The organism is Pararobbsia alpina (assembly GCF_965118125.1).
GTDB lineage: Bacteria > Pseudomonadota > Gammaproteobacteria > Burkholderiales > Burkholderiaceae > Pararobbsia > Pararobbsia alpina_A.
Map to the genome: position 1 here is coordinate 876,154 of NZ_OZ221288.1, position 20,727 is coordinate 896,880.

13 protein-coding genes are annotated in these 20,727 nt (G+C 59.4%); 5 read left to right on the forward strand and 8 right to left on the reverse strand.

Annotated elements, in window-relative coordinates; genetic code table 11:
- Positions 1-30 precede the first annotated feature (30 nt).
- From ACMFWR_RS22220 to ACMFWR_RS22230, 3 genes are all read left to right on the forward strand, one after another.
- Positions 31-1,083, forward strand: a complete 1,053-nt coding sequence (locus ACMFWR_RS22220; protein WP_413196851.1) for a hypothetical protein — start codon at positions 31-33, stop codon at positions 1,081-1,083.
- A gap of 62 nt (positions 1,084-1,145) precedes the next feature.
- On the forward strand, positions 1,146-2,159 hold the full coding sequence (locus ACMFWR_RS22225; RefSeq protein ID WP_413196852.1) for a hypothetical protein: 1,014 nt from the start codon (positions 1,146-1,148) through the stop codon (positions 2,157-2,159).
- Between the two features lie 148 nt (positions 2,160-2,307).
- Positions 2,308-7,389, forward strand: coding sequence for an RHS repeat-associated core domain-containing protein (locus tag ACMFWR_RS22230; RefSeq protein ID WP_413196853.1), 5,082 nt, complete (start codon positions 2,308-2,310; stop codon positions 7,387-7,389).
- Positions 7,390-7,533: 144 nt separating this feature from the next.
- Here the strand turns inward: ACMFWR_RS22230 and dhaK are convergent, their stop codons facing one another.
- Both dhaK and wrbA read right to left on the reverse strand, forming a co-directional pair.
- Positions 7,534-9,243, reverse strand: a complete 1,710-nt coding sequence (gene dhaK / locus ACMFWR_RS22235; protein WP_413196854.1) for a dihydroxyacetone kinase subunit DhaK — start codon at positions 9,241-9,243, stop codon at positions 7,534-7,536.
- Positions 9,244-9,503: 260 nt separating this feature from the next.
- Positions 9,504-10,106, reverse strand: coding sequence for an NAD(P)H:quinone oxidoreductase (gene wrbA / locus ACMFWR_RS22240; RefSeq protein WP_413196855.1), 603 nt, complete (start codon positions 10,104-10,106; stop codon positions 9,504-9,506).
- Positions 10,107-10,428: 322 nt separating this feature from the next.
- On the opposite strand from wrbA, the gene ACMFWR_RS22245 reads away from it, so the two are divergent.
- On the forward strand, positions 10,429-11,907 hold the full coding sequence (locus ACMFWR_RS22245; protein ID WP_413196856.1) for an MFS transporter: 1,479 nt from the start codon (positions 10,429-10,431) through the stop codon (positions 11,905-11,907).
- A gap of 539 nt (positions 11,908-12,446) precedes the next feature.
- Positions 12,447-13,481: a lipopolysaccharide heptosyltransferase I gene (gene waaC, locus ACMFWR_RS22250; protein WP_413196857.1), complete on the forward strand. Its 1,035-nt coding sequence runs from the start codon at positions 12,447-12,449 to the stop codon at positions 13,479-13,481.
- A 162-nt stretch (positions 13,482-13,643) separates the two neighbouring features.
- On the opposite strand, the gene ACMFWR_RS22255 is transcribed toward waaC, so the two are convergent.
- The 6 genes from ACMFWR_RS22255 to ACMFWR_RS22280 all read right to left on the reverse strand — a co-directional run bounded on the left by ACMFWR_RS22255 (position 13,644) and on the right by ACMFWR_RS22280 (position 20,724).
- Positions 13,644-14,168, reverse strand: coding sequence for a hypothetical protein (locus ACMFWR_RS22255; RefSeq protein ID WP_413196858.1), 525 nt, complete (start codon positions 14,166-14,168; stop codon positions 13,644-13,646).
- Between the two features lie 86 nt (positions 14,169-14,254).
- A complete protein-coding gene (locus ACMFWR_RS22260; RefSeq protein ID WP_413196859.1) occupies positions 14,255-14,980 on the reverse strand; it encodes a 3-ketoacyl-ACP reductase FabG2 in 726 nt (241 codons plus the stop codon).
- Positions 14,981-15,183: 203 nt separating this feature from the next.
- The gene (gene pelG, locus ACMFWR_RS22265) at positions 15,184-16,560 is read right to left on the reverse strand and encodes an exopolysaccharide Pel transporter PelG (RefSeq protein ID WP_413196860.1); all 1,377 of its coding nucleotides are present in this window, start codon (positions 16,558-16,560) and stop codon (positions 15,184-15,186) included.
- Positions 16,561-18,276, reverse strand: a complete 1,716-nt coding sequence (gene pelF / locus ACMFWR_RS22270) for a GT4 family glycosyltransferase PelF (protein WP_413196861.1) — start codon at positions 18,274-18,276, stop codon at positions 16,561-16,563.
- Positions 18,273-19,331: a tetratricopeptide repeat protein gene (locus ACMFWR_RS22275; RefSeq protein ID WP_413196862.1), complete on the reverse strand. Its 1,059-nt coding sequence runs from the start codon at positions 19,329-19,331 to the stop codon at positions 18,273-18,275. The genes pelF and ACMFWR_RS22275 overlap by 4 nt, the downstream gene beginning before the upstream one ends.
- 4 nt (positions 19,332-19,335) lie before the next feature.
- Positions 19,336-20,724 carry a PelD GGDEF domain-containing protein gene (locus ACMFWR_RS22280; RefSeq protein WP_413196863.1) on the reverse strand — a complete coding sequence of 463 codons (1,389 nt, stop codon included), beginning with the start codon at positions 20,722-20,724 and terminating at the stop codon, positions 19,336-19,338.
- Positions 20,725-20,727 lie beyond the last annotated feature (3 nt).

A 20,727-nucleotide genomic window follows, 5' to 3' on the forward strand; every position in this document is an offset into this window, starting at 1 on the left:
AAGTAATACACCAGCATCGAGGACCTCCAAATGGCCAGCAATTGGAGCAATGTGGTTGCAATGAATCTCTGCCACCTTAGCGCAGGGGGCCTCGTCGACGGGTCTGCGGATCTGTTTCTCAACGGAAATCACCAAATTCCAATTCATCTGGATCTCAGTTTCGCGCTACTTCCCGGGACGTCCGGCCCGTCCCCCGAACAGGTGCTGGCAAATCTCGAATGGATTCGGAACGATAATAAATCTTCCCTTCTATACCTGAGTCAGGCGCCCCAAAATCAATATTGCGTGTATTACCAAACATCTGCCTCAAAAAGCAAAATCATCACAAAAGATACGCCTCAGTACGTTTTCGATTTCTCGTTTGCAGCCACGAATTCGGCGAATGCAGGCGCAGCGGAATCCTTGTCGCTGAGAATAACGAACGGCGACAACCCGAACATTATCTACGATGCCTCCGGGCCCATCACCGACGCGACCTTCTCAAACAAGACACACATAGATTTTACATTTATCCACCAAAAGCAATATGGAGACGGCACCGATCTCTCTTATACACCCATTCTCGTTCAGGATGCAGGTAGCGCACAAACGAGCGTGGAAAACATTGCTTCCGGAGACTGGCATGATGCAAATACCGTGCTTCAATATATCACAATCGACGATGGGCTCTTTTACATCCATGATTTTTCAAACCCCGCTGAATTGCCCTTCGATGGACTTCACTATATCCACATGGAACCCGAAAATGCTCGCACGAACCATTGGTGGAATGCGTTTATTGACACTAGCGCGCCAGTGAATGAGCCGACACCCGCAACGCGCCAACTCCGTCGAAATATAGTTTGGAAGTACGCTGATGGATCGGAAAGTTGTCTTGGCCCGCTTTGGAGTATCGCTTTTATCGCGGAGCCCCATCGGATTTACAGCCTTAGTTCATCCGTCTACCTCGAACATACGCGGGATGATTACAGCTATTTTGCACCGACATTCGATCTGCCAATTCATGACCAATACGGAAATCTAGCCATCGTCACCGTGATAGGTGATCCCTGGATAAAAATAACCAGTGTGACACAAGGATAGGGTCGCCAACGGAAAGGGCGGCATTCTCGAAATAAGGAAACGATCTATCTCAGGAGAGAATCGTGGCTAGTAATTGGGACAATGTAAAATCAATTAGTTTATGCCACCTCATCGTCGGCGGGCGCCCGGACGGCGGTGCGAGTATGTTCCTCAATGGGCTCCATCAAATTCCGGTGCTACTTGATCTGAGCTTTGACCTCGTTTCAGCTGACAAAGGCGTTCCCACTGAGTCGGAAGTCCGCGCTCAGATCACCTGGATTGAAAGCGACACTGGTCAGCCGCTCAAATATCTAGGCGCGGTTTCTGAGAACAATTATTGCCAATATTACGATTCAACCGGTCAGACAACGCAAGTGACGCGATCAGGCGCCCCGCAATATGAACTGTCATTTTTCTTTCAAGCGAACAAAAACGCATCCCCGCTGTACTCAGAACTGATCTCCCTAAAAATCACAAACCCGTCTAACGGCGCCGAATACAACGCAAGCAGCGCCGCCAGCAACGCTTTTCAAACCTCCTGTCAAATTCTTTTTCTTCCGGAGAAAAAATATGGGACTCAAAACTCCACTTTGACGCAAATAGCGGTAAGAACTGCGCCACAGCCGACCGTATCGTTTTGGGGAAATAATAACAGCGATTCCGAAGTAGTTTTAACGTATCTTCAAATTGATGATTCGCTATTTTACATTCACGATTTCACCAATCCTTCCTTGGGTTATCAGGATCTTACGTATATACATAAGGAAAAACAAAAACCGGACACCAACCACTGGTGGAACTCCTGGCTTGTTACTGAATCCCCCGTAAATAACGACGCCACACTCAGCCTAAGATTAAACAAAGAGATGTGTTCGACCTCATCGGGCAACACGATCGGACTCAATGCATACCCTGAATTTTCAGTAAGTTCCCATCGAATTTATCTTGTCTGGATAGGTGTTTATGTTGAACATACCACCGACGACTACACCTACTATTCCCCCGTTTTCAATATAAATTTGCACGATCAGTTTGGGAACTCGGCAACAGTGGCCGTGCAGACTGTGCCCTGGACAAACATTATCGATGTGACGTGATTTTTAGCAAGAATTTCAATTAAAAATGTAACGTCGATCCGACGAAATTGCTCCTTAGATTGAGACTTCGCAACCACCTACGCGCGCGGTAGCAGACCGTTGTTCGTTGACGCCACAATTTTCGCGAACCGTTCAGGGAGAAAGCAAAGTGAGCGCGTCGTTCTACTCGCAAGTGTCCAATTTCATCGACTCATTCACCAGCGACGTCGATCCACGCACGCGCCTGTTCAGCGCGCAACAAACCCTGGGGACAGTAACAGGAAATTTTGGCATGGGCCCTGCGCTGGAGCTCACGATGTCTTATTCGGCGACCCTGCCAATCGATCTGTTCGGAATGGGCGTTGGCATGACCTTGACAATCTGCATTTATATAAAACGATCTGGCACGTTGTATTTAAATACTGGAGAATGCTTCAAAGTTCGGGAAAACATTGGAAGCTCAGATAGCTACATCGAAATTCTTCAGCAAAAACTCTGTAGTACTAAAATAGAAAAACTATCGGCCGATAAATACAGTGTCATTAATCGAAACGGAGAAATCACAACCCTGTATGACATCGGCGATGCTATAGCACGACCCATAAGGATATTTTCTCCGCTGGGATATTCGTTGACATTGAATTGGCGAACTTTTCCTTTCGGGCTCGGTATTGCGAGCATCGTCGACGACGCCAACCGCACGCTGGTGACCTGCAGTTACAGCGACGATGATCTCGGCATAAGAATGCAGTTCTACCCTGATACCTCCGAGACATACTATCTTCAGTTTTTAACTGGAAATGGCCACCTATCGACCATCGTTCATTCGAATCTTCCAGATGGTGCGTGCTGGCAGTTTCTCTATGCCGACGCAGGTATTCCTGGCTTATTGACTCTGTGCAAAACCGTCACACCCACAGGATTGATCAAAGAGGTGGAATATAACCGGGGCACAAACAAGGGGATCATGTACTTCCCTGATTCATCGGGTTTGGATCCCTTGCCGGCCGTAACTTCCCTGCGAGTGTCTCCGGGTCATGCACAACCGGATATCATGAGCCTTTATGCCCCTTCCGAAGGCCCGTTCACAGATTATCTGGGCTACGGAGGGACATTGGGAGGCGCATGGAATCCGGACGCCGATAACGCCTACGGTGTGCTTGAAGCAGATTATGAATATCAGACTATCGTGACTCTGATAGGATTGGACGGAAGCAATTCGGTAACAACCTACCATTACAATAGTTACCACCTGCTGACCCGAATCGAGACTACGCAAGATGACTGCATTGAGCGAATTGATACCGAATACTACGCAACTCCCGGAGCCGATTTCGATCTTCAGCCGAACATGTTTCAATATCCAAGGAGCCAAACCCACTACTGGATCCGAGGATCGAATTCGCGAGCCGAGGTAAGCGAATTTGACTACGACAACTACGGCCTGTTATTACGCGAAGTCTTGCCCAGTGGCGAAACAATTGATTCGACCTACTACGACGTCAATGGGGAGCCCGACAGCGACGATCAGTTAACCGGCTGTCCGCCGGACCCCACCGGTTTCCGTCGTCCCCTTAAATCGCAGACTGTCACGCCGGACGCGTCATTGTTCGGCGATGAACCCATTAGACGAGTCGTATTCCGCTACGGGTCGCTTTCTGCCATAAGCGGCACCCCAGTCACCTACGCTCCGGTCCCCGTCCGGCAAACGCATGGGGAGGTGATCGGGGACTCCTTCCGGGTGCTCCAGAAGATCGACGTCACGTACAACACGTTGAGTCCCAGCGGCCCGGACATGGAGTTCGGTCGAGTCAGCAAACAGTCGGTGACACACTATGACGATAGCGATACGCCGCACACACTCACTCTTGAATCCAGCTATTCATCCGGTCAGGACGTCTGGATTCAAAACGACACATTGACCTCTTGCGACGGTTTGGTGATGACAACTTCACTTTCCAGGTCAAGCTGGTCAAATTTGATTACGGCCGCGACTGATCCGCTCGGAAACCGATACGCGGGCGCGTACGACACCTTTCAGCGGTTGGTTAAATTCACTCGTAGCGTCGCGACGGAGTACGAAGCGACGACGGTAGCGAACCATCAGCTCGGTGTGAAAAGCGGTGAGGTGACGTCGATTACTTCGACGTATGCAACCGCAGATGGCAACGCGATCCGGTTGAGCTACGACGCACTGGGTCGTGCCTTGCAGGCCGAGCGCAACACGGTTGACGCAGGCGCTCCCGACGGTTGGCAGATCTTTCAGACGTGTGCATACGACGCATTCGGCCGCACTGCTTTCTTTTCGCAGATCGACTACACGGACGCCACTGATGCGGCTACCGACATTGGCGTTACGACGTCGATTGAATACGACGCCTGGGGCGAGCCCTGCGTGATCCTGGACTCAACCGGCGTATCGATGCTGGACACGTACGACCCGATCGCATGCACATCCCTCGAACAACGCCAGACGGACGACAACGCACTTCTGTCCGGCGCGTACTCCACCGAATACAACGTTTTCGATCTGCCGGAAACAGTTCAAGTCATGGAAGCGGCCGGCAAGATCTACAGCACACGCGTCAACGGCTACGACTCGCTCGGACGCTTGCGTACCGTCACAGACGAGGCCGCCCACACGACGACCTATACGTATGACGCCTACGATCGCGTCCGAACTCAGTTGTTACCCGATGGCACGCTGATCACACTGAGCTACACCCCGCTGAGCTCAGCATCCCTACCCACGCGCATGGAGGTTACCGATGCTGAATCGAAGATCGCCAAGGTCATTGGCGAACAGACATTCGATGGCCTTGGTCGGCTGACGCAAGCCGTCTGCGGAGGACGAACAACATCGGTCACCTATGACGGCGCGAACCGTGTCCCTTCGCAAGTCCGCGAAAACGGAGGACAAGCGGTGAGCTATACCTATGTGAAGGAGCTGGGCAATGCGGTGAGTACATGCAGGAGCAGCATGGTTTCCCAGCACTACACCTACGACAAGAAGTCGGGGAATCCGTTGACCGTGTCGGAAGACGGCTCGCGCTCCGTCGCGCTGGAATGGTGGCCAAGCGGGCTTAAGAAATCCGAGAAGTTCACGACTGCAAGCGGCGCGACGTTTGCCACCTCCTTTTACTGGACGATGATGGGCAAGCCACTTCGATATGCCGATATCGAAGGCATCGATCACAACGTGACCTATGACGACTACGGTCGCCTTAAGACAATGAGTGATGCGGACGTCAACGTTTCCCTCACCTACGATGCAGCGAGCCGCCTCTCCACCCAAACCCTACTTTCGTCGCGCAGTTCTGACGTCCTGGCAACTCAGTTGACATGGGACGATTTCGATCGGGAAGTCCAGCGCGACATTGCTCCGTCACGTGATAGTGCATCGACCATCGCGCAAACGTACCAGCCAAACAACCAGCTTAAAACGCGTACGTTATTGCAAGGCATGCGCACCGTTCGTTCGGAGACATTCACGTACGACGGTCGAAATCGGCTGACCGGATATACCTGCACCGGCGAGTCTCCCACGGTGGATGGTCATGGTCAGGCGCTCGCGTCGCAGACATTCGGCTTCGATGCACTCGACAACATCGTGTCATGCACAACAGTCCTCGCTTATGGCGGTACTGACACGATGCAAAACCACTTCGACAATGCACTCGATCCGACGCAGTTGACGTCGCTGACGCACACACTCGTCGATCAGGGCCAATACCCCGCGCAGGTGGGGTTGCGATACGACACCAACGGCCGGATGACACTCGACGAAGCCGGTTACGCTCTGACGTACGACGATGCTGGACGCCTCACGCGCGCTGAGCAGAACGGTGCCACTAGCACGTATCAATACGACGGAATGAATCGTCTGGTCACGCAAAACGTCGGTGGCAATGACTCGCGCGAGTTTTTTTACGGAGGGAGTCGCCTGATCAATGAAGTCCAGACTGACAGAGGACGACATAACCGGCTTGCGATCACGCCGCTCGGCACCGGAGCAGCGACGACGACAAGCTCCGTCGACCCGGGACTCACGCCCGTTACGCAGCTCGCCGCGACGGACAGTCAGCAAAGCACTATTTTGTCCATGAGCGAAGCAGACTCGATCGCACACGCCTACGCTCCGTTCGGGACGACCTCGGCTTCATCCGATGCCGACAGCGGGCTACCGGGCTTTACCGGGGAACGAGTCGACCCGTTCTCGGGAGCTATCCATCTCGGTCTAGGTTATCGGAGCTACCGGCCCGGCTTGCAACGCTTTACTTGCCCCGACAGCCAGAGCCCCTTTGGTGTAGGTGGCTTGAATCCGTATGCCTACTGCGCCAACGATCCGGGCAACCTGGTCGACCCCGACGGACACGGGCCCATTTTCTGGGCGCGACTTGCCTTCAAGGTAGCGCGCCGCGTCGCGCGAAGGGTGCGCCGCCGCGCGGCGAAGCGCTCGGCCAGGCGCGCAGCAGAAAGCGAAGCGATGACGGTGCCGTCTACCGAACCTGAAGCGGCACTTAGCGAAACGATCGCCAACGCGACGGGTGACACTTCGCGACGTACATCCACTGATTCAGCCGCAGGATTCGACGCTGCATGGGACGGCAACGTACAGGGTAGCGCGGGTGGCAAATCAGTCACACAAGGGGTTGGTGATTCTGCAATCGCAAACGAAGCATCGCCGAATCGAACTGATCCCGCGGGGCGCACGGTGTTCGGCATGAGTTGGGGTCAAACGCCAACGGGCGAACCAATTTGGGGGGAGTCGGGCTTCTATACCGATACCGTCGGCGGCAAGAAACAGCCCACGCTCATGCTCCACGGAAACCGAGAGGGCACACATGTGGGGTACCACCCGTACGGCGATCCAGATGATCCAGGACAAAACGGTCCGTATCTGCGGTTCAACGCCGAAGAATTTCACAACCACCTGAAAAGTGAATGGGGGCTCGACTTAAGCGGAACACCTGACAGCCCGCCGCTGCATAGCTATGGATGCTACATTCGCGAGGGCTCGTTTCCGGGGGATCTCGCACGCGTGCTGAACAGACCCGTCATGACATTCGGTTACGGCGGCCGAGTCAGCGGCCATCCGAAAGGAGCGAAGGGGTTGGAAAAGAAGGGAGTACGTGGCATGCATATGTTCCCCCCCGGCGAAGACACGATCCGTCTCCGTAAAGCATCCGGCCGCGACAGCATCCTCTACCCTCACCCCAACTACAAACCCTGGGTACGCTACTCGCCCTGACCCAATGCGACGAGGTCCGTTCGTGGGGCTGTGTACGCGAAAGGCCGGCTCCACCACACGAACATGGCACCGTTAGCCGTCTTGGTTGACGTGCGGCTTCGATCGCTACTGAATTACGACCCGAGTTTGATCGCCAGGGAATTTTCACCCGACCGCCTGGATCACACCGTACAGCCACACCCCAATCGCATGCGCCCCCGGATCCACAAATCCCAGCGCACGATCGCCCACATAACTCGAACGCCCTCGCTTCGGCTGCATATTCGCTGTCGCCTCAGCACCTTTGCGCGCTGCTTCGAGCGCGGCACTCAACGCTTGTGCCGGCGACTCCGAGGCATCGACCGCCGCCCCAAACACCACTGCCGCCGGATGCAACGCATCGAGCATCGTCCGATCTCCTGGATGCGCACCTCCAAGAGCGCTGACACCGTCAACGGCGGCTGAGAACGCGTTGGACCAGTCACGCAAAGAAAGCGTCGAAGGCGTGGCCGACTTCGAAAGCTCCGCGGCCGCCCGCAACAGCATCACCGCATACAACGGCCCCGACGTCCCGCCCATCACCCGCCGCACCGTCGCCGACAACGCACGCAACACGCCGGCCGGATCCGATTCCGCCGGACATTCGTCAATCGCCGACAACACCGCGCGCGACACGCGCGATGCACTGATACCGAAATCGCCATCGCCCACGCGCTGATCCATCTCCGTCAACACGGGCTCCGCTTCGATCATGGCGTTGCAGATCGATTCGATCACACGGCGCAAGGTCGACTGCGGCGACAAGCCTGGGCCGCTGTGGTGCGCATGCGCTTGCGTCGGACCTCGATGATCGGCTTCGGAAGGAATGCCTCCCGTCAGCGGCCATGCGCTCGTGCGCGTCGCCGCATCGAGCCATTTCACACGTTCGTCGTCGACACGCAGCAGCGTCAACGACACACCCGCCATTTCAAGCGCACTCAAAAACGTGCCGGCCCACGCGCGGTCCACGCGTATATAGCGCGAACGCAGATAACGCATGGCCGATCCCGCGACGATCGCAAGCTCGCTCGAAGGCGTGCCACCCAGATTGTTGACGAGCAGCGCCACGCGATCATGCGACCCAAGCTTCAGGTCGTCGATGATCTTCGCGAGCAAGGTCTCGACCATGACATGCGCGGGCTCGAGCGCACCACGCTTCACGCCCGGCTCGCCATGAATGCCGAGGCCCCATTCGATTTCATTGTCCGCCAGCGTGAAGCCGGGCTTTCCAGCCGCGGGCACCGTGCAGGCCGACAGCGCCACGCCCATCGTGCCCAAGTCTTCCGCCACACCTCGCGCAATCTGCGCGACTTCCTTGAGTGAACGATGCTCAGCCGCGGCTGCGCCTGCAATCTTGTGAACGAACACGGTGCCAGCAAGTCCGCGGCGCCCCGCATGTTCGCCCGAAGCAGACAGCGCGACATCATCGGCGACGATCACCATCTCGACATTAATGCCCTCGCTGCGGGCGATCTCGGCCGCAAGCCCGAAATTGAAACGGTCGCCGGTATAGTTCTTCACGATCAGCAGCACGCCTGCAGGTCCCGCGACTGCACGGATCGCGTCGAGTACCGCATCGGTCGACGGCGACGTGAACACCTCGCCGGCGACCGCCGCGCTCAACATGCCCTTCCCGACATAGCCCGCATGAGCGGGCTCATGCCCCGAGCCGCCACCCGAGATCAGCGCAACCTCTCCGCGCGCGGCCACCACCTGAGCGTCGACGCGCAGCACCACCCCGCTGTCCTTGAGCAACGCCAGATCGGGATTCAACGCGACAAGCCCTTCAAGCATGTCAGGGACGACAGCGGACACGTCGTTCAGCAGTTTTTTCATGGCGAAGAATGCACTCTGAGATCAGCAGGGAACGTATGCCTGTAAGGCGAGCACGTCGCAGCGGGATGGGCAGCGTACCGCGAACGCATGAAGAACATGCGGACCGCGTTATCCGTCACGGCACAGACCATTGCGTATTCGCCGCAACGCATGACCGGCTCGCCCAATCCACGCCGTCGGTCGGCTCAGCCGTAAGCGGAGTCACGCTCGCATCGCGCGACACGATGACCCCGCATTTCAAGGACGTTGGTTTCTCTAACTTACTTCGCCAGCTTCGCGGCGAGTTCTGCCACGTGCTTGCCCTGGAACATCGCAACCTCAAGCTCGTTCTGCGAAGGCGCACGCTTGCCGTCCGTGCCCGCGAGCGTCGATGCGCCGTACGGCGAGCCGCCCGTCACTTCAGACATCAATGTCAGGCCGGCAGCGGCGTACGGAACGCCGACGATGATCATGCCGTGGTGAAGCAGCGTTGAATGGAACGACGTGATCGTCGTTTCCTGGCCGCCGTGCTGCGTCGCGGTCGACGTGAACACGCTGCCGATTTTGCCGATCAACGCGCCCTTGGCCCACAAGCCACCGGTCTGGTCGAGGAAGGTGCGCATCTGGCCGGCCATATTGCCGAAGCGCGTCGGCGTGCCGAAGATGATGGCGTCGTAGTTCGGAAGTTCGTCGGGCGTGGCAAGCGGTGCGGCCTGGTCGAGCTTGGCGCCGAACTTCGCGGCGACCTCCGGCGGAATCGTGTCGGGCACGCGCTTGACGGTCACTTCCGTGCCGGCAACCGACTTCGCACCTTCAGCAATTGCACCCGACATGGTTTCGATATGTCCGTACATCGAGTAGTACAGCACCAGCACCTTCGCCATAACAGCCTCCGTGGTTGGCTAAACTTCGATCGGCATGCGAGCCCGGCATCCGCGCGCGGGCGGACAAGCAGTATAGACGGCGCTTCATGACAGCTGCAGGCCAAGACGTTCAACAAAGAGCTCGCACGTAACGCACTAAAGGATGCAATATCCGCTCGCAGCGGTTCGTCAACGACACGCAGACTTCCGAATGCCCAGTCACTTTTCACATTGCCACCCGTCAAACAGCAACGCATCGCCGCATCGACGGTCGGACAAACCCTGATTTCGCCGGGGTAGGTGCGATGGCTCAATACGGAACGCAAAACCGAACCCGCTCACAATGAATGGCACTACGGACGTGAACACAACGTCACCGGATACAACGACCCGAGGCTCAAGCTCGCCCTCAGCCATCGAGACGCACACGGCGCACAACGTCGCCCCGACGACCGCCTCGATCGGCGCGCGGCTCGACCGCCTGCCCGCTACGCGCACTGTCTGGCTGCTGGTCGCCGTGATCGCCACAGGCGGGTGGTTCGAGTTCTATGATCTGTTCTTCACGGCCTACGTCGGTCCGGGTCTCGTCAAGAGCGGCATCTATTCGACGACCACTGCGTCGTTCTTCGGGTTCTCCGGCCTCGGTGCGTTTGTCGCAGCGTCGTTCGCGGGTCTCTTTATCGGCACGCTGGTGTTCAGTTCGCTCGCCGATCGCATGGGCCGCAAAACGGTCTTCACCTTCTCACTGCTCTGGTACTCGATCGCGACGATCATCATGGCCTGCCAGTCGAGCGCGGGCAGCCTCAACCTCTGGCGCCTGATCGCGGGCATCGGCATCGGCGTCGAGCTCGTGACGATCGATACCTATGTCAGTGAGCTTGTGCCCAAGCGTCTGCGCGGCAGGGCGTTCTCGTTGCTGCACGCCGTGACCTTTGCCGCGGTACCGTGCGCGGCCTTCTTCGCCTGGTGCCTCGTGCCGAACAAGCCCTTCGGGGTCGACGGCTGGCGCTGGGTGGTCTGGATCGGTGCGCTGGGCGCGATCGTCGTCTGGTTTATTCGCCGCAGTGTGCCGGAGAGCCCGCGCTGGCTCGCGCAACAAGGCCGGTTTGATGAGGCAGAGCGTGCTCTGTCGAATCTCGAGGCGCGTGTCGAAAAGGAATACGGCCGGCCATTGCCTGCGCCCGAGTTCACCGCCGCCGCGCCCGCACAAACCGAAGCACGCTTCAGCGAAGTCTGGGCTCCGCCCTACCGCAGGCGCACCATCATGATGATGGTCTTCAACGCCTTCCAGTCGATCGGCTTCTACGGCTTTGCGTCGTGGGTCCCGACGCTGCTGATTGCCAAGGGCGTGACGATCACGCAGAGCCTGCTCTACTCGTTCGTCATCGCGATTTCGAACCCGATCGGGCCGATCCTCGCGATTCGCGTGGCCGACAAGTTCGAGCGCAAGACGATGATCATGCTGTCTGCGCTCGGTATCGGCGTGTTCGGCTCGCTGTTCGCGACTCAGACGTCGGCGGCCGCGCTGATGACACTCGGCGTGCTCATCACGACGTGCAGCGCACTGCTGTCGGTCGGTTATCACGCGTACCAGTCGGAACTGTTCCCGACGCGGATACGCGCCCGCGCGGTCGGCCTGGTCTACTCGATGTCGCGCATCAGCGCGATGTTCTCGGGCTTCATGATCGCGTTTTCCTTGCGCCACTTCGGCGTGCCCGGCGTATTCGGACTGATCGGCGTCGCGATGGTCATTGTGATCGGATCGATCGGGTTATTCGGACCGCGCACCAACGGGCTGAATCTCGACGAAGTGTCGAACTGAGGCACCCGTCGCCGACTCCTCCGGTCGGTCCCTCGCCGGACCAGGGCCACCAACGGGTCCGTCCGGCCAGCACACCGCGGCACTCCGCCCGCAAACTGACCACAATCTGGCCGCGCGGTATTCAAAACCGGCGCGGCCTTTCTACTTGCGCCCTAAATAGCGCGACATCAAGTCATTTTGCCCGGTTTATTACGCATATGAAGTCATTCTGCCCCGTTGATGCAGGTCGGATTAGGTCATTTCTGACGCTGTAATCCCCTTTCTCCTCCCGTCGCGTAAAACTCGGTAATGCGCATTCATCCCGGAATTGCAGAAACGGCGGCCTTTTCTGGCGCCCTGAAAGGCGGTCTCAAATTTTTTCGCTTAAACTCCGCGCTAATCTTGAACTTGTGTGAACCGCCCACGCATTAGTTTGAACGGGCTGCTCTCGCGTTCCCCTACCCACAATATCAAGTCGTAGAAATGGGGGATCGGAAGGGTTTCACCAGGTCCGCGCCAGGACGTTGCTGGCAACCGGCCTATTCAACGAGCATGCATTTATGAAGCGAATACTCATCGTCAAGGTCACCGCGCTCGGCGACATCATCCAGGCGCAACCGATCGTGGCCGACTTGCACCGCGCATTTCCCGGTGTCGAGATCGACTGGGCCGCCGATGAGCTGTTTGCCGATGTCGCGCGCTGGAATCCGAGTATTCGCCGCGTTCACAGTGCCCCTCTCAAGCAATTCAAAAAGACCCGCTCGATGTCTGCGCTCGGCGAAATCGCCGCGTCGATCGGCGAATTGCGTCGCGATCGCTACGACGTGATATGCGATATTCAGGGGGTCTACAAAAGCGCCATCATCTCGCGCATTGCACGCGGGAAAGCGCGCTTCGGATATCTGAATCAGGACCTCGGCGAGCGCGGTGCCGCATTCGCGTATTCGCGCCGGTTCGTGCCGCGCCCTGCTGGCAACACCGTGCAGAGCATGCGCACGACCGTTGCGCAGGCGCTGGGCTATACCTTCGAGGAAACGCCGAGCTTCGGCCTGAGCATTCCCGGTGCCGACACGCTCCAGCTCGCTGACGAGCGCCCCATTGCGCTGCTGTTCCATGGCACGTCGAAGGACGACAAGAAGTGGGCCCATGAAGGATGGGTCGCTTGTGCACGACAGCTTTTGCTGCGCGGCATGCATGTGTTGCTGCCCTGGGGCTCGGACAAGGAACGCCAGGCTGCGCAGGCGATGGCCGCTCAGGTACCTGGCGTGACGGTGCTGCCGCGCCTCAGCGTGCTTGAGATCGCGCAATACACCGCGCGCGCATCATTGGTCGTTGGCACGGATACGGGGTTCACGCACCTCGCTTACGCGCTTGAACGGCCCACCGTCCTCGTGCTGACGGCGACCACGCAAGCCACCATCGGCATCTCGCATCCGGGGCGTGCCGTCACGGTCGGCGATGAAGGCCAGTCTCCATCGGCACGTGCCGTGCTCGACGCCATCGAATCGGTGTCGCCCAATATGGCGCCCGTACTCCGCCGCTTCCAGGCGATTCCCGCATTGCCTGAATACGCCGAGCTCTACGCGCACCACTGACACGTCGTATCGTGTGTTTGCCGCGTGCGCGTTGGCTGACGGATGAAGCTGCTCACGCGTGAGTCGGCTGATGCATGCGAAGGCTGATACTCGGGAAGGCTGACGCATGCGACGGATATCACCGCATGCGCCCGGCAGTCGGAAAGCCTAGATCCTTGAGCCTTAGTCCTGCGTCGTTGTGAGCGTGAGTTCGACCGAGTGATCCGTGTCGACCGGCAATACGAATTTTTCGCCCGGCGTGACCGTCACGACTTGATCAATCGCGGCTTCCTTGGCCTCAGGCTCGCTGAACTGGCAGCCGTCCGACGACTTCGTCGTCCGGAAGCCCGTCAGATGGGCGTCCTTCGCCACCACGTGGAAATTCGCGGCGCCCACACGCTCGACCGTGATCGATACGCCGCTCGTCGATTCACCTGCCTTGCCCGTCACCGGCTTGCCGTCCTTGGCCGGCGTGCAGCTCGCCACATACGGGTGGACCGTGAAGTTCGACGCACCGACCTTGACGTTGGAGTCCGCGGGCAGCAGGCCTGTCTTGTCGGTCGTCACATCGGAACGGCCGCCTGCGAGCACGCTGTCGCCACGCTTGAAGACCCATTGAAGGACGTCGGTGGCGTGTGCATTGGTCGCAACGACACCCGACATCAGCGCGGCTGCGGTCAGCACGCTTTTGAGTTGGAATGATTTCATTGTGATGGCTTGTGGATGTCGACGACCGGTCGACGCGGTGCGCAGCGTGTCTTGTGAACACGCAGAGCGAAATACAGGTGTTCCGTTCAGATCATGCCGCCGTTGACACCGATGACCTGACGCGTCACGTACGACGCGCCATCACTCATCAGAAAGGCCACGACGGATGCGACTTCTTCAGGCCGGCCGACGCGATTCATCGGCACGATCTTGAGGGCTTCTTCGAGCGGCGCGCCTTCGAGCATTGCGGTATCGACGAGTCCCGGGGCGACACAGTTGACGGTGATGCCACGACTCGCGAGTTCGATCGCGAGCGCCTTGGTCGCGCCGATCAGTCCGGCCTTGGCTGCACTGTAGTTGACCTGTCCGCGATTGCCCATCACACCGGACACCGAGGCGACGGTCACGATGCGACCGCCCTTGCGCGTGCGGACCATCGGCATCGTCAATGGATGCACGACGTTGTAGAAACTGTTGAGCCCGGTATCGACGACGACATCCCAGTCTTCGCCGGTCAGCGCCGGAAACGCACCATCGCGCGTCACGCCCGCATTGCAGACCACACCGTAGTACGCGCCGTGCGCCTCGACGTCGGCTTCGAGTGCCTTCTGACACGCTTCGCGGTCGCGCACATCGAACTGGATCGTGCTGGCCGTGCCGCCCTGCCCGACGATCGATGCGACGATCGCTTCGGCCTCGGCTTGCCCCTGCCGGTAGTGGACGGTCACCGCGAATCCATCCGCGGCAAGACGGCTTGCAATCACGCGGCCAATACCGCCGCTGGCACCGGTCACCAGGACACGTCGAATCATGCGCGCTGCCTCCCTCATGTGTTATTGAATATCTGCAGGCAAAAAAAGAAACCGCCGGCGCAAGATGATACGCGTCTTGTGCCGGCGGTTCCTTAAAGGTCCTGCGAGATCGGTGGGCGCTATTACGTCAGCGTCTCAGCCTGGATCCCGTTTGATTCGTTCCGAGAGAGTGACCGGCAGCCAGCAAGCCGCCGGCTTGCCCATCAACTCTTCTGCAACATATACGTCTCGTACTCGAGCCCTTCGAACTTGCGGTCGAGCAGATACACCGACGCGATGACGGTCAGCAACAGCGCGCCCGCGAAGCCGTATCCATACGTGCCCGGACCGAAGTGCAGCGTCAGCGCGGTCAGCACGCCGTTGAGCAGCACAAACACGAAGCTCAGCGAAAACACAGTCTTGCGCTGGTCGAGATAGAAAAACACATTGAGCGCGCCAAGGAACAGCACCTGCAGGCTCGCGGCGATCACGTCGATACGTAACAGCGGCGAATACAGGGTCGAGATGCCGAGCTTGTCGAGCAGCCAGTCGCCGAACGCGAAGATCAGCAGGATCACCACCGCCTGAATCTTCATGATTTCGTAGAGGCCCGCGCGCACCGTGCGGACCATCATGTCGCGCGACTCCTGAATATGCGCGAGCGTCGCGCCGCTGCGAACCGCATCGTAGAACTCGTCATAGAACTCGACAAAGTCCGCCTCGATCCGCACGAGGAACGCGGCCATGCCGGGCATCACGCACAGGTACGAGATAAACACCGGAATGTCGTAGATCGCCGATGCGCGCAGCGGTCCGATGATCTGCTGACCCGTGCCCGGGCCGAACCAGAACATGAACTTGTCGAGCCACACGCCGAGGTTATAGAAGAAGCCGACGAAGATCAGGCTCGGATACGCGAAGCGCTTGTCGAACACTTCGAACGACACGAAGCGGTCGCTCGGATAGTTACGGTAAATCAGGCCCGACAGGCCGATCAGCAAGACGAAGTGACCGATCACAAAGCCGAGCAGAAGACCTTCGAGACCAAAGCGATTGAGCTCGAGCGCCGCACCGACGGTCACGGTATAGCCGATAAAGAACGTGCCGAGGATGTGCTTGTATTCCTTGACGCTCGACAACACGATGGCCGCGATCCAGATATTGCTGAGGATCACAAAGCCCGTGATCATCAGCACACGGTAACCGAGCGACAGATCGGCAAACAAGGTAAAGGCCAGCACGAGTCCGATCACGCCGGACATCGAGGTCGCAATGAGCACGACCGCATTGAAATTCGGCAGCACAAGGTCAATGCGCTTTTCGAACAATCGGTCGGACATGAAGCGCGTGAACGCGAGCTGCACGAAGCCGGTCAGGATCAGGCTGGCCGCGATCAGGTAAGTCACCGACACCTGGAACTGTGTGATCAGAAAATCGGGGATCACCTTGCCCAGACTGAGCACACCGATCAGCAGCATGCCGATGATCGACAGGATCAGCGGCCCCGAGCTGATCACGCCCGCATAGAGATAGGCCTTCGCGACACCGGTCAGGGTGTCGCGCCGCATCATCTTGCGCAGTTCGAATCCAATGCCTGCCATTTAAGTCTCCTGCCTTCCGGACATCGCCGAAGCCGGCGAACCCTGGGTATGCGTCACATCTTCCGGCCGCAGTCCTCCGGACGGTGCCGCGGCACGCGTCGCACGAGCGTCCGAGCCATGCGCCGAGGCGTCGCCGCCGTGATGCACCGGGCACCCGCCCATCGGCTTCGACGTCGGTTTGGACGAATCGGGCGCCGCCATCAGCCGGTCGTAGATCTCGCGATACGAGCCGATCATCGACTCGAGCGCGTAGTACTTCTCGACCCGCGCGATCGCCGCACGTTGTGCTTCGTACCAGCGTTGCTCGTCCTGCAGCAAATCGCTGAGCGCGCGCGCCAGTGCCGCCGGATTGGCGATCGGCACGACCTCGCCGGCTTTGCCCAGCGCGACATCTTCCGGCTCGAGACCTTCGATCAGCTGACGGCACGAACCGACATCGGTCGAAACGACAGGCACGCCCGCCGCGTAGGCCTCGAGTACGACGAGCGGCAAGCCCTCGCTGATCGACGACAACGCGACGATGCCGACCTTCGGCAGCAGCTCGTCAACGCGTTGAAAACCGAGAAACTTCACGTTGCGCGACAGATCGAGCGACTGCACGAGGCTGCGGCACTCCTGCGCATACGCCGGATCTTCCGTTTCCGGGCCTGCAATCCAGCCCTCGACATCCGGGAATTGCCGGCTCACGGTAAAGATCGCGCGGATAAACGTCTTCACGTCCTTGATCGACACGACGCGCCCGATCAGCGTGATGACCTTCGGCACACCCGGGCCGCGCTTGTCGCGCAGTGCCGCAAAGCGCGCGACGTCGATCCCGTTCGGAATATTGCGCGTGCGCGCCGCGGGCGCGCCGTCGGCAATCTGCCGCAGGCGATTACCCTCGAACAGCGAGACCATTTCGCTGCCTGCGGAATAGCAGACCTTGCCGATGGCTTCGAAGAAACGCACCCAGAGGTCGCGGAAGTAGCTGACTTCGGAGATGTCCTTCTCGAAGATGCCGCGGTTGTCGCGAATCCAGCTGGTCTGCAACAGGTCGATCTTGCGTTCCTTGGTATAGATGCCGTGCTCCGACACGAGCAGCGGGCGCCGTGTCTTGTAGTGGAGCAACGCGCCCAGGAAGCCGGCATAACCCGTCGACACGGTGTGATACACCTTCGCCGGGATCAGCTTGTCGGCAATACGCGCAAGCTGCCACAGCGGCTTGTGCATGATCCGCACGGTCCAGAAGTAATCGGTAAACGACGGATCGGTGCAGCGCTCGTTGTATTGCTGCGTGATGTATTCCCACGCGGTCTTGCTGTACAGGAACTGATCTTCGCCGAGCTTGCCGCCCGGCTGGATCATCGGAATCACATCGGCCATCAGCGCGCCAATGTCTTCGTTCTGCTGCGAAGCCGAACGCAGCGACGCGTGCAGGGCCGCGGAACGCGCAAACGCCTCGGGGTCGCCTGCCGCGGGCTCCGCGAGCGGCGGTGCTTCGACGGTGTAGAGATAGTGCGTCTCGAGATGCACCACGTTGGCCGGCAGTTCATAGAGCTGACCGTCGTAGTCCTCTTCGCGGCTGCCGATAAAGACGATCGCAAAGGTCTTCTCGGGGAACGCGCGGATCATCTGGTCGACCCAGCTCGATACGCCGCCGCGCACATAAGGAAAGGTGCCCTCGAGCAGCAGGGCAATATCCGCCGAAGCGGCGCGACGTGTCGTGTTTGCGTTCATTTCGACCAATATTGGGCAATCGCGCGCAGCGCGGGCAACGAGGCGCCCTCGCCAAGCGCGGCAAGCGCGGTCTTGACCGCACGGTAGTCACCGCGCAGATACGCGCTCTCGGCGATCCAGGGCAACAGACGGTCGCCGGGGAAGCCGCGGGAGAGCGCCTTTTCGAAGTACTCGTCGGCGATGTCGACCTGACCGAGCGACAGCGCGAGGCGCCCGCGCGTGACCCACAGCGCTGCGTTCGAGTCGTCGATCGCCAGCGCGCGCTGGGCGTATTTTTCGACCTGTTGCGCGGCGAAGGTCCGCATCTCGCCCTGTACGAGGTTCTGATAAATCAGCTCCCAGTAGAGTTCGGCGAGCACCCGGCAGGTCTCCTCGACTTCTGCCTGCGGTGCGTCTTCGTTGAGCTTGCCAAGCAGATCGTAGATACGCTGCGTGATCTTCTTCTCGGCCGCATCGAGCATGCCGTAAGCGAGCAGACGCACGTCTTCGACGGGGTCACCGAGCAGATCGCGCAGCACACCACCGGTCGTGCGCGTCGGCATCGATTGAATCGCAACCAGCGCTGTTACACGGTCATCGATCGCAAGACGCGGGTTCGCGAGCTTGGCCTGCAGACGCGCGCCGCTGCCGTGTGCGATCCGCGAGACGAGGTACACCGCAAAGTTCGGTAGCTTGACCGAGGTCCACGCACTCACGTCCGCGGCGCTCGGCCATACAAGGCTCCAGACGATGCCGGCAACGCACACGAGCGAGCCGATGACCGGCACGAACATGCAAAACGAAAACAGCAGCAGCCAGGTCATCAAGACCGGCTTGCGGTATTGCGCGGGCAGCACCCAGCGTACGCCCGTCGCGATCAATGCGGCGGTGATGGCCTGCAGCACGACGGCGACCAGCAACGGATCGATCGACCCGAAGCGATGCTGGACCGGGTGGACGAGGTGCAGGAGTGCGAGCAACTGGAACACAACGCCGAGCACGGCGGTCACCAGCACGCCGGTGACGGTCAGCGCAAGGGAGCCGGTGCCTGTGGCGGGAGCGAGGGTCGCGTTCATGGCATCAGCCGTCGTAGCCGCAGCGCTGCAGCAGGCGCTTGAGCGCCGTGCCGTTTGCGCGAGGTGCGATATGCAGTGTGTGCACGCCGATCCGTGCCGCTTCGAGACTCAACCCGAATTGAGCGTGCAGGCTGCTTTCGATCCGCGACAGATAACCGTCGACACCGGCCGGGTCCGTGGCGGGCATCAGGTTCAGGAAGATCGAATGGGTCGGCGTCTGCAACGACCACGTCAAGTCGAGCGAGCGACGGCGGCGATTGATGTGCTCGAGCAGCGAATCGCCCTCTTCGTCGCGCGGGAACACGAGCGCGACAATCGACGACTCGATGCGCGCATCACGTTGCAGGCGTTCGAGACGGCCCATGTCGACGGCGAACTCGTACGGCACGTTCGGCACTTCCTGAAGGATGCCGTGCGCGGCGCCTGCATGATCGACACCGTCGGCGTAGTAACCGAGCAGCACGAGCAGGAACTGCAGGTTGTCGTGATTGAGCGACAGGAACGGCATGCGCTTCACGACGAGCACGCCGAGCAGATCGCCTTCGCTTGTCGACATCGGCGCGCACGCGACGTACTGCGTATTGCTCTCGGCCGCGCCTTCGACGTTGGTCAGATGCGCCAGCGAGCGCGTCTCGAGGCAGTGACGCACCAGCGGGTCCGACGTATCGATCGCAAACGGCTCGCCGACGCGCGCGGCAAGATCGCCGCTCGCAACGAGGCTGCCCTTGACGGCCGGCACGATCGCCGCGATTTCGAGCTGACAGACTTGCGCGGCAAACTCGAGGAAGTCGCCGGCATTGGGCAGACCGCCCCGCTCCGCCTGGGCTGCGGCGGGTGCCGTGATCGTCGTCTGGCGCAGGCGCGTGATCGAGTCGCGCAGCGTCGCCGGACGCGTCAGCAAGTCCTTCTCGAGACGTTCGTGCGACAGGTGCAGCAGATAGTGACTGTTGGTCAGCGACACGAGCCGGTCGTTCAGGTACTCGTTGAGCGCACGCGCACGTGCCGAACGCATGCCCCACGTATCGCCGAAGTGCCCGCCGACGAGCGTCTGGATCGCGCCGCCGATAAAGAACGGCACCGGGAACGCTTCACTCGTATGCACGGGATAGAGGCCGTACCAGCCCGCCACCATCATCACCACGCTGACCATGCCGAGCAGCGTGCCGTAACGCAGCGCGAGCACGAGCGGGAACAGCCAGATCCACGGGAATGGACGCGAGATCCCCAACGGATCCGATCCACCGACGAGCGAGGCGGCGACGAGCACCACCGCCATGACCACGATCACCTCGAGCACCGCGATCGGGCGCGTCGACACAGGCGTCAGCCAGCGGCGATAACGGCCCGTATCGGCGAAGGTTCCGCGGCGCGTATCCTGCGCGACGTTCGACACGGC

Bases quoted from the DNA above. Each gene is read 5' to 3' on its own strand.
- ACMFWR_RS22220 (WP_413196851.1), top strand. From the start codon at position 31: ATGGCCAGCAATTGGAGCAATGTGGTTGCAATGAATCTCTGCCACCTT.
- dhaK (WP_413196854.1), bottom strand. From the start codon at position 9,243: ATGAAAAAACTGCTGAACGACGTGTCCGCTGTCGTCCCTGACATGCTT.
- wrbA (WP_413196855.1), bottom strand. From the start codon at position 10,106: ATGGCGAAGGTGCTGGTGCTGTACTACTCGATGTACGGACATATCGAA.
- ACMFWR_RS22245 (WP_413196856.1), top strand. From the start codon at position 10,429: ATGAATGGCACTACGGACGTGAACACAACGTCACCGGATACAACGACC.
- waaC (WP_413196857.1), top strand. From the start codon at position 12,447: ATGAAGCGAATACTCATCGTCAAGGTCACCGCGCTCGGCGACATCATC.
- ACMFWR_RS22255 (WP_413196858.1), bottom strand. From the start codon at position 14,168: ATGAAATCATTCCAACTCAAAAGCGTGCTGACCGCAGCCGCGCTGATG.
- ACMFWR_RS22260 (WP_413196859.1), bottom strand. From the start codon at position 14,980: ATGATTCGACGTGTCCTGGTGACCGGTGCCAGCGGCGGTATTGGCCGC.
- pelG (WP_413196860.1), bottom strand. From the start codon at position 16,560: ATGGCAGGCATTGGATTCGAACTGCGCAAGATGATGCGGCGCGACACC.
- pelF (WP_413196861.1), bottom strand. From the start codon at position 18,276: ATGAACGCAAACACGACACGTCGCGCCGCTTCGGCGGATATTGCCCTG.
- ACMFWR_RS22275 (WP_413196862.1), bottom strand. From the start codon at position 19,331: ATGAACGCGACCCTCGCTCCCGCCACAGGCACCGGCTCCCTTGCGCTG.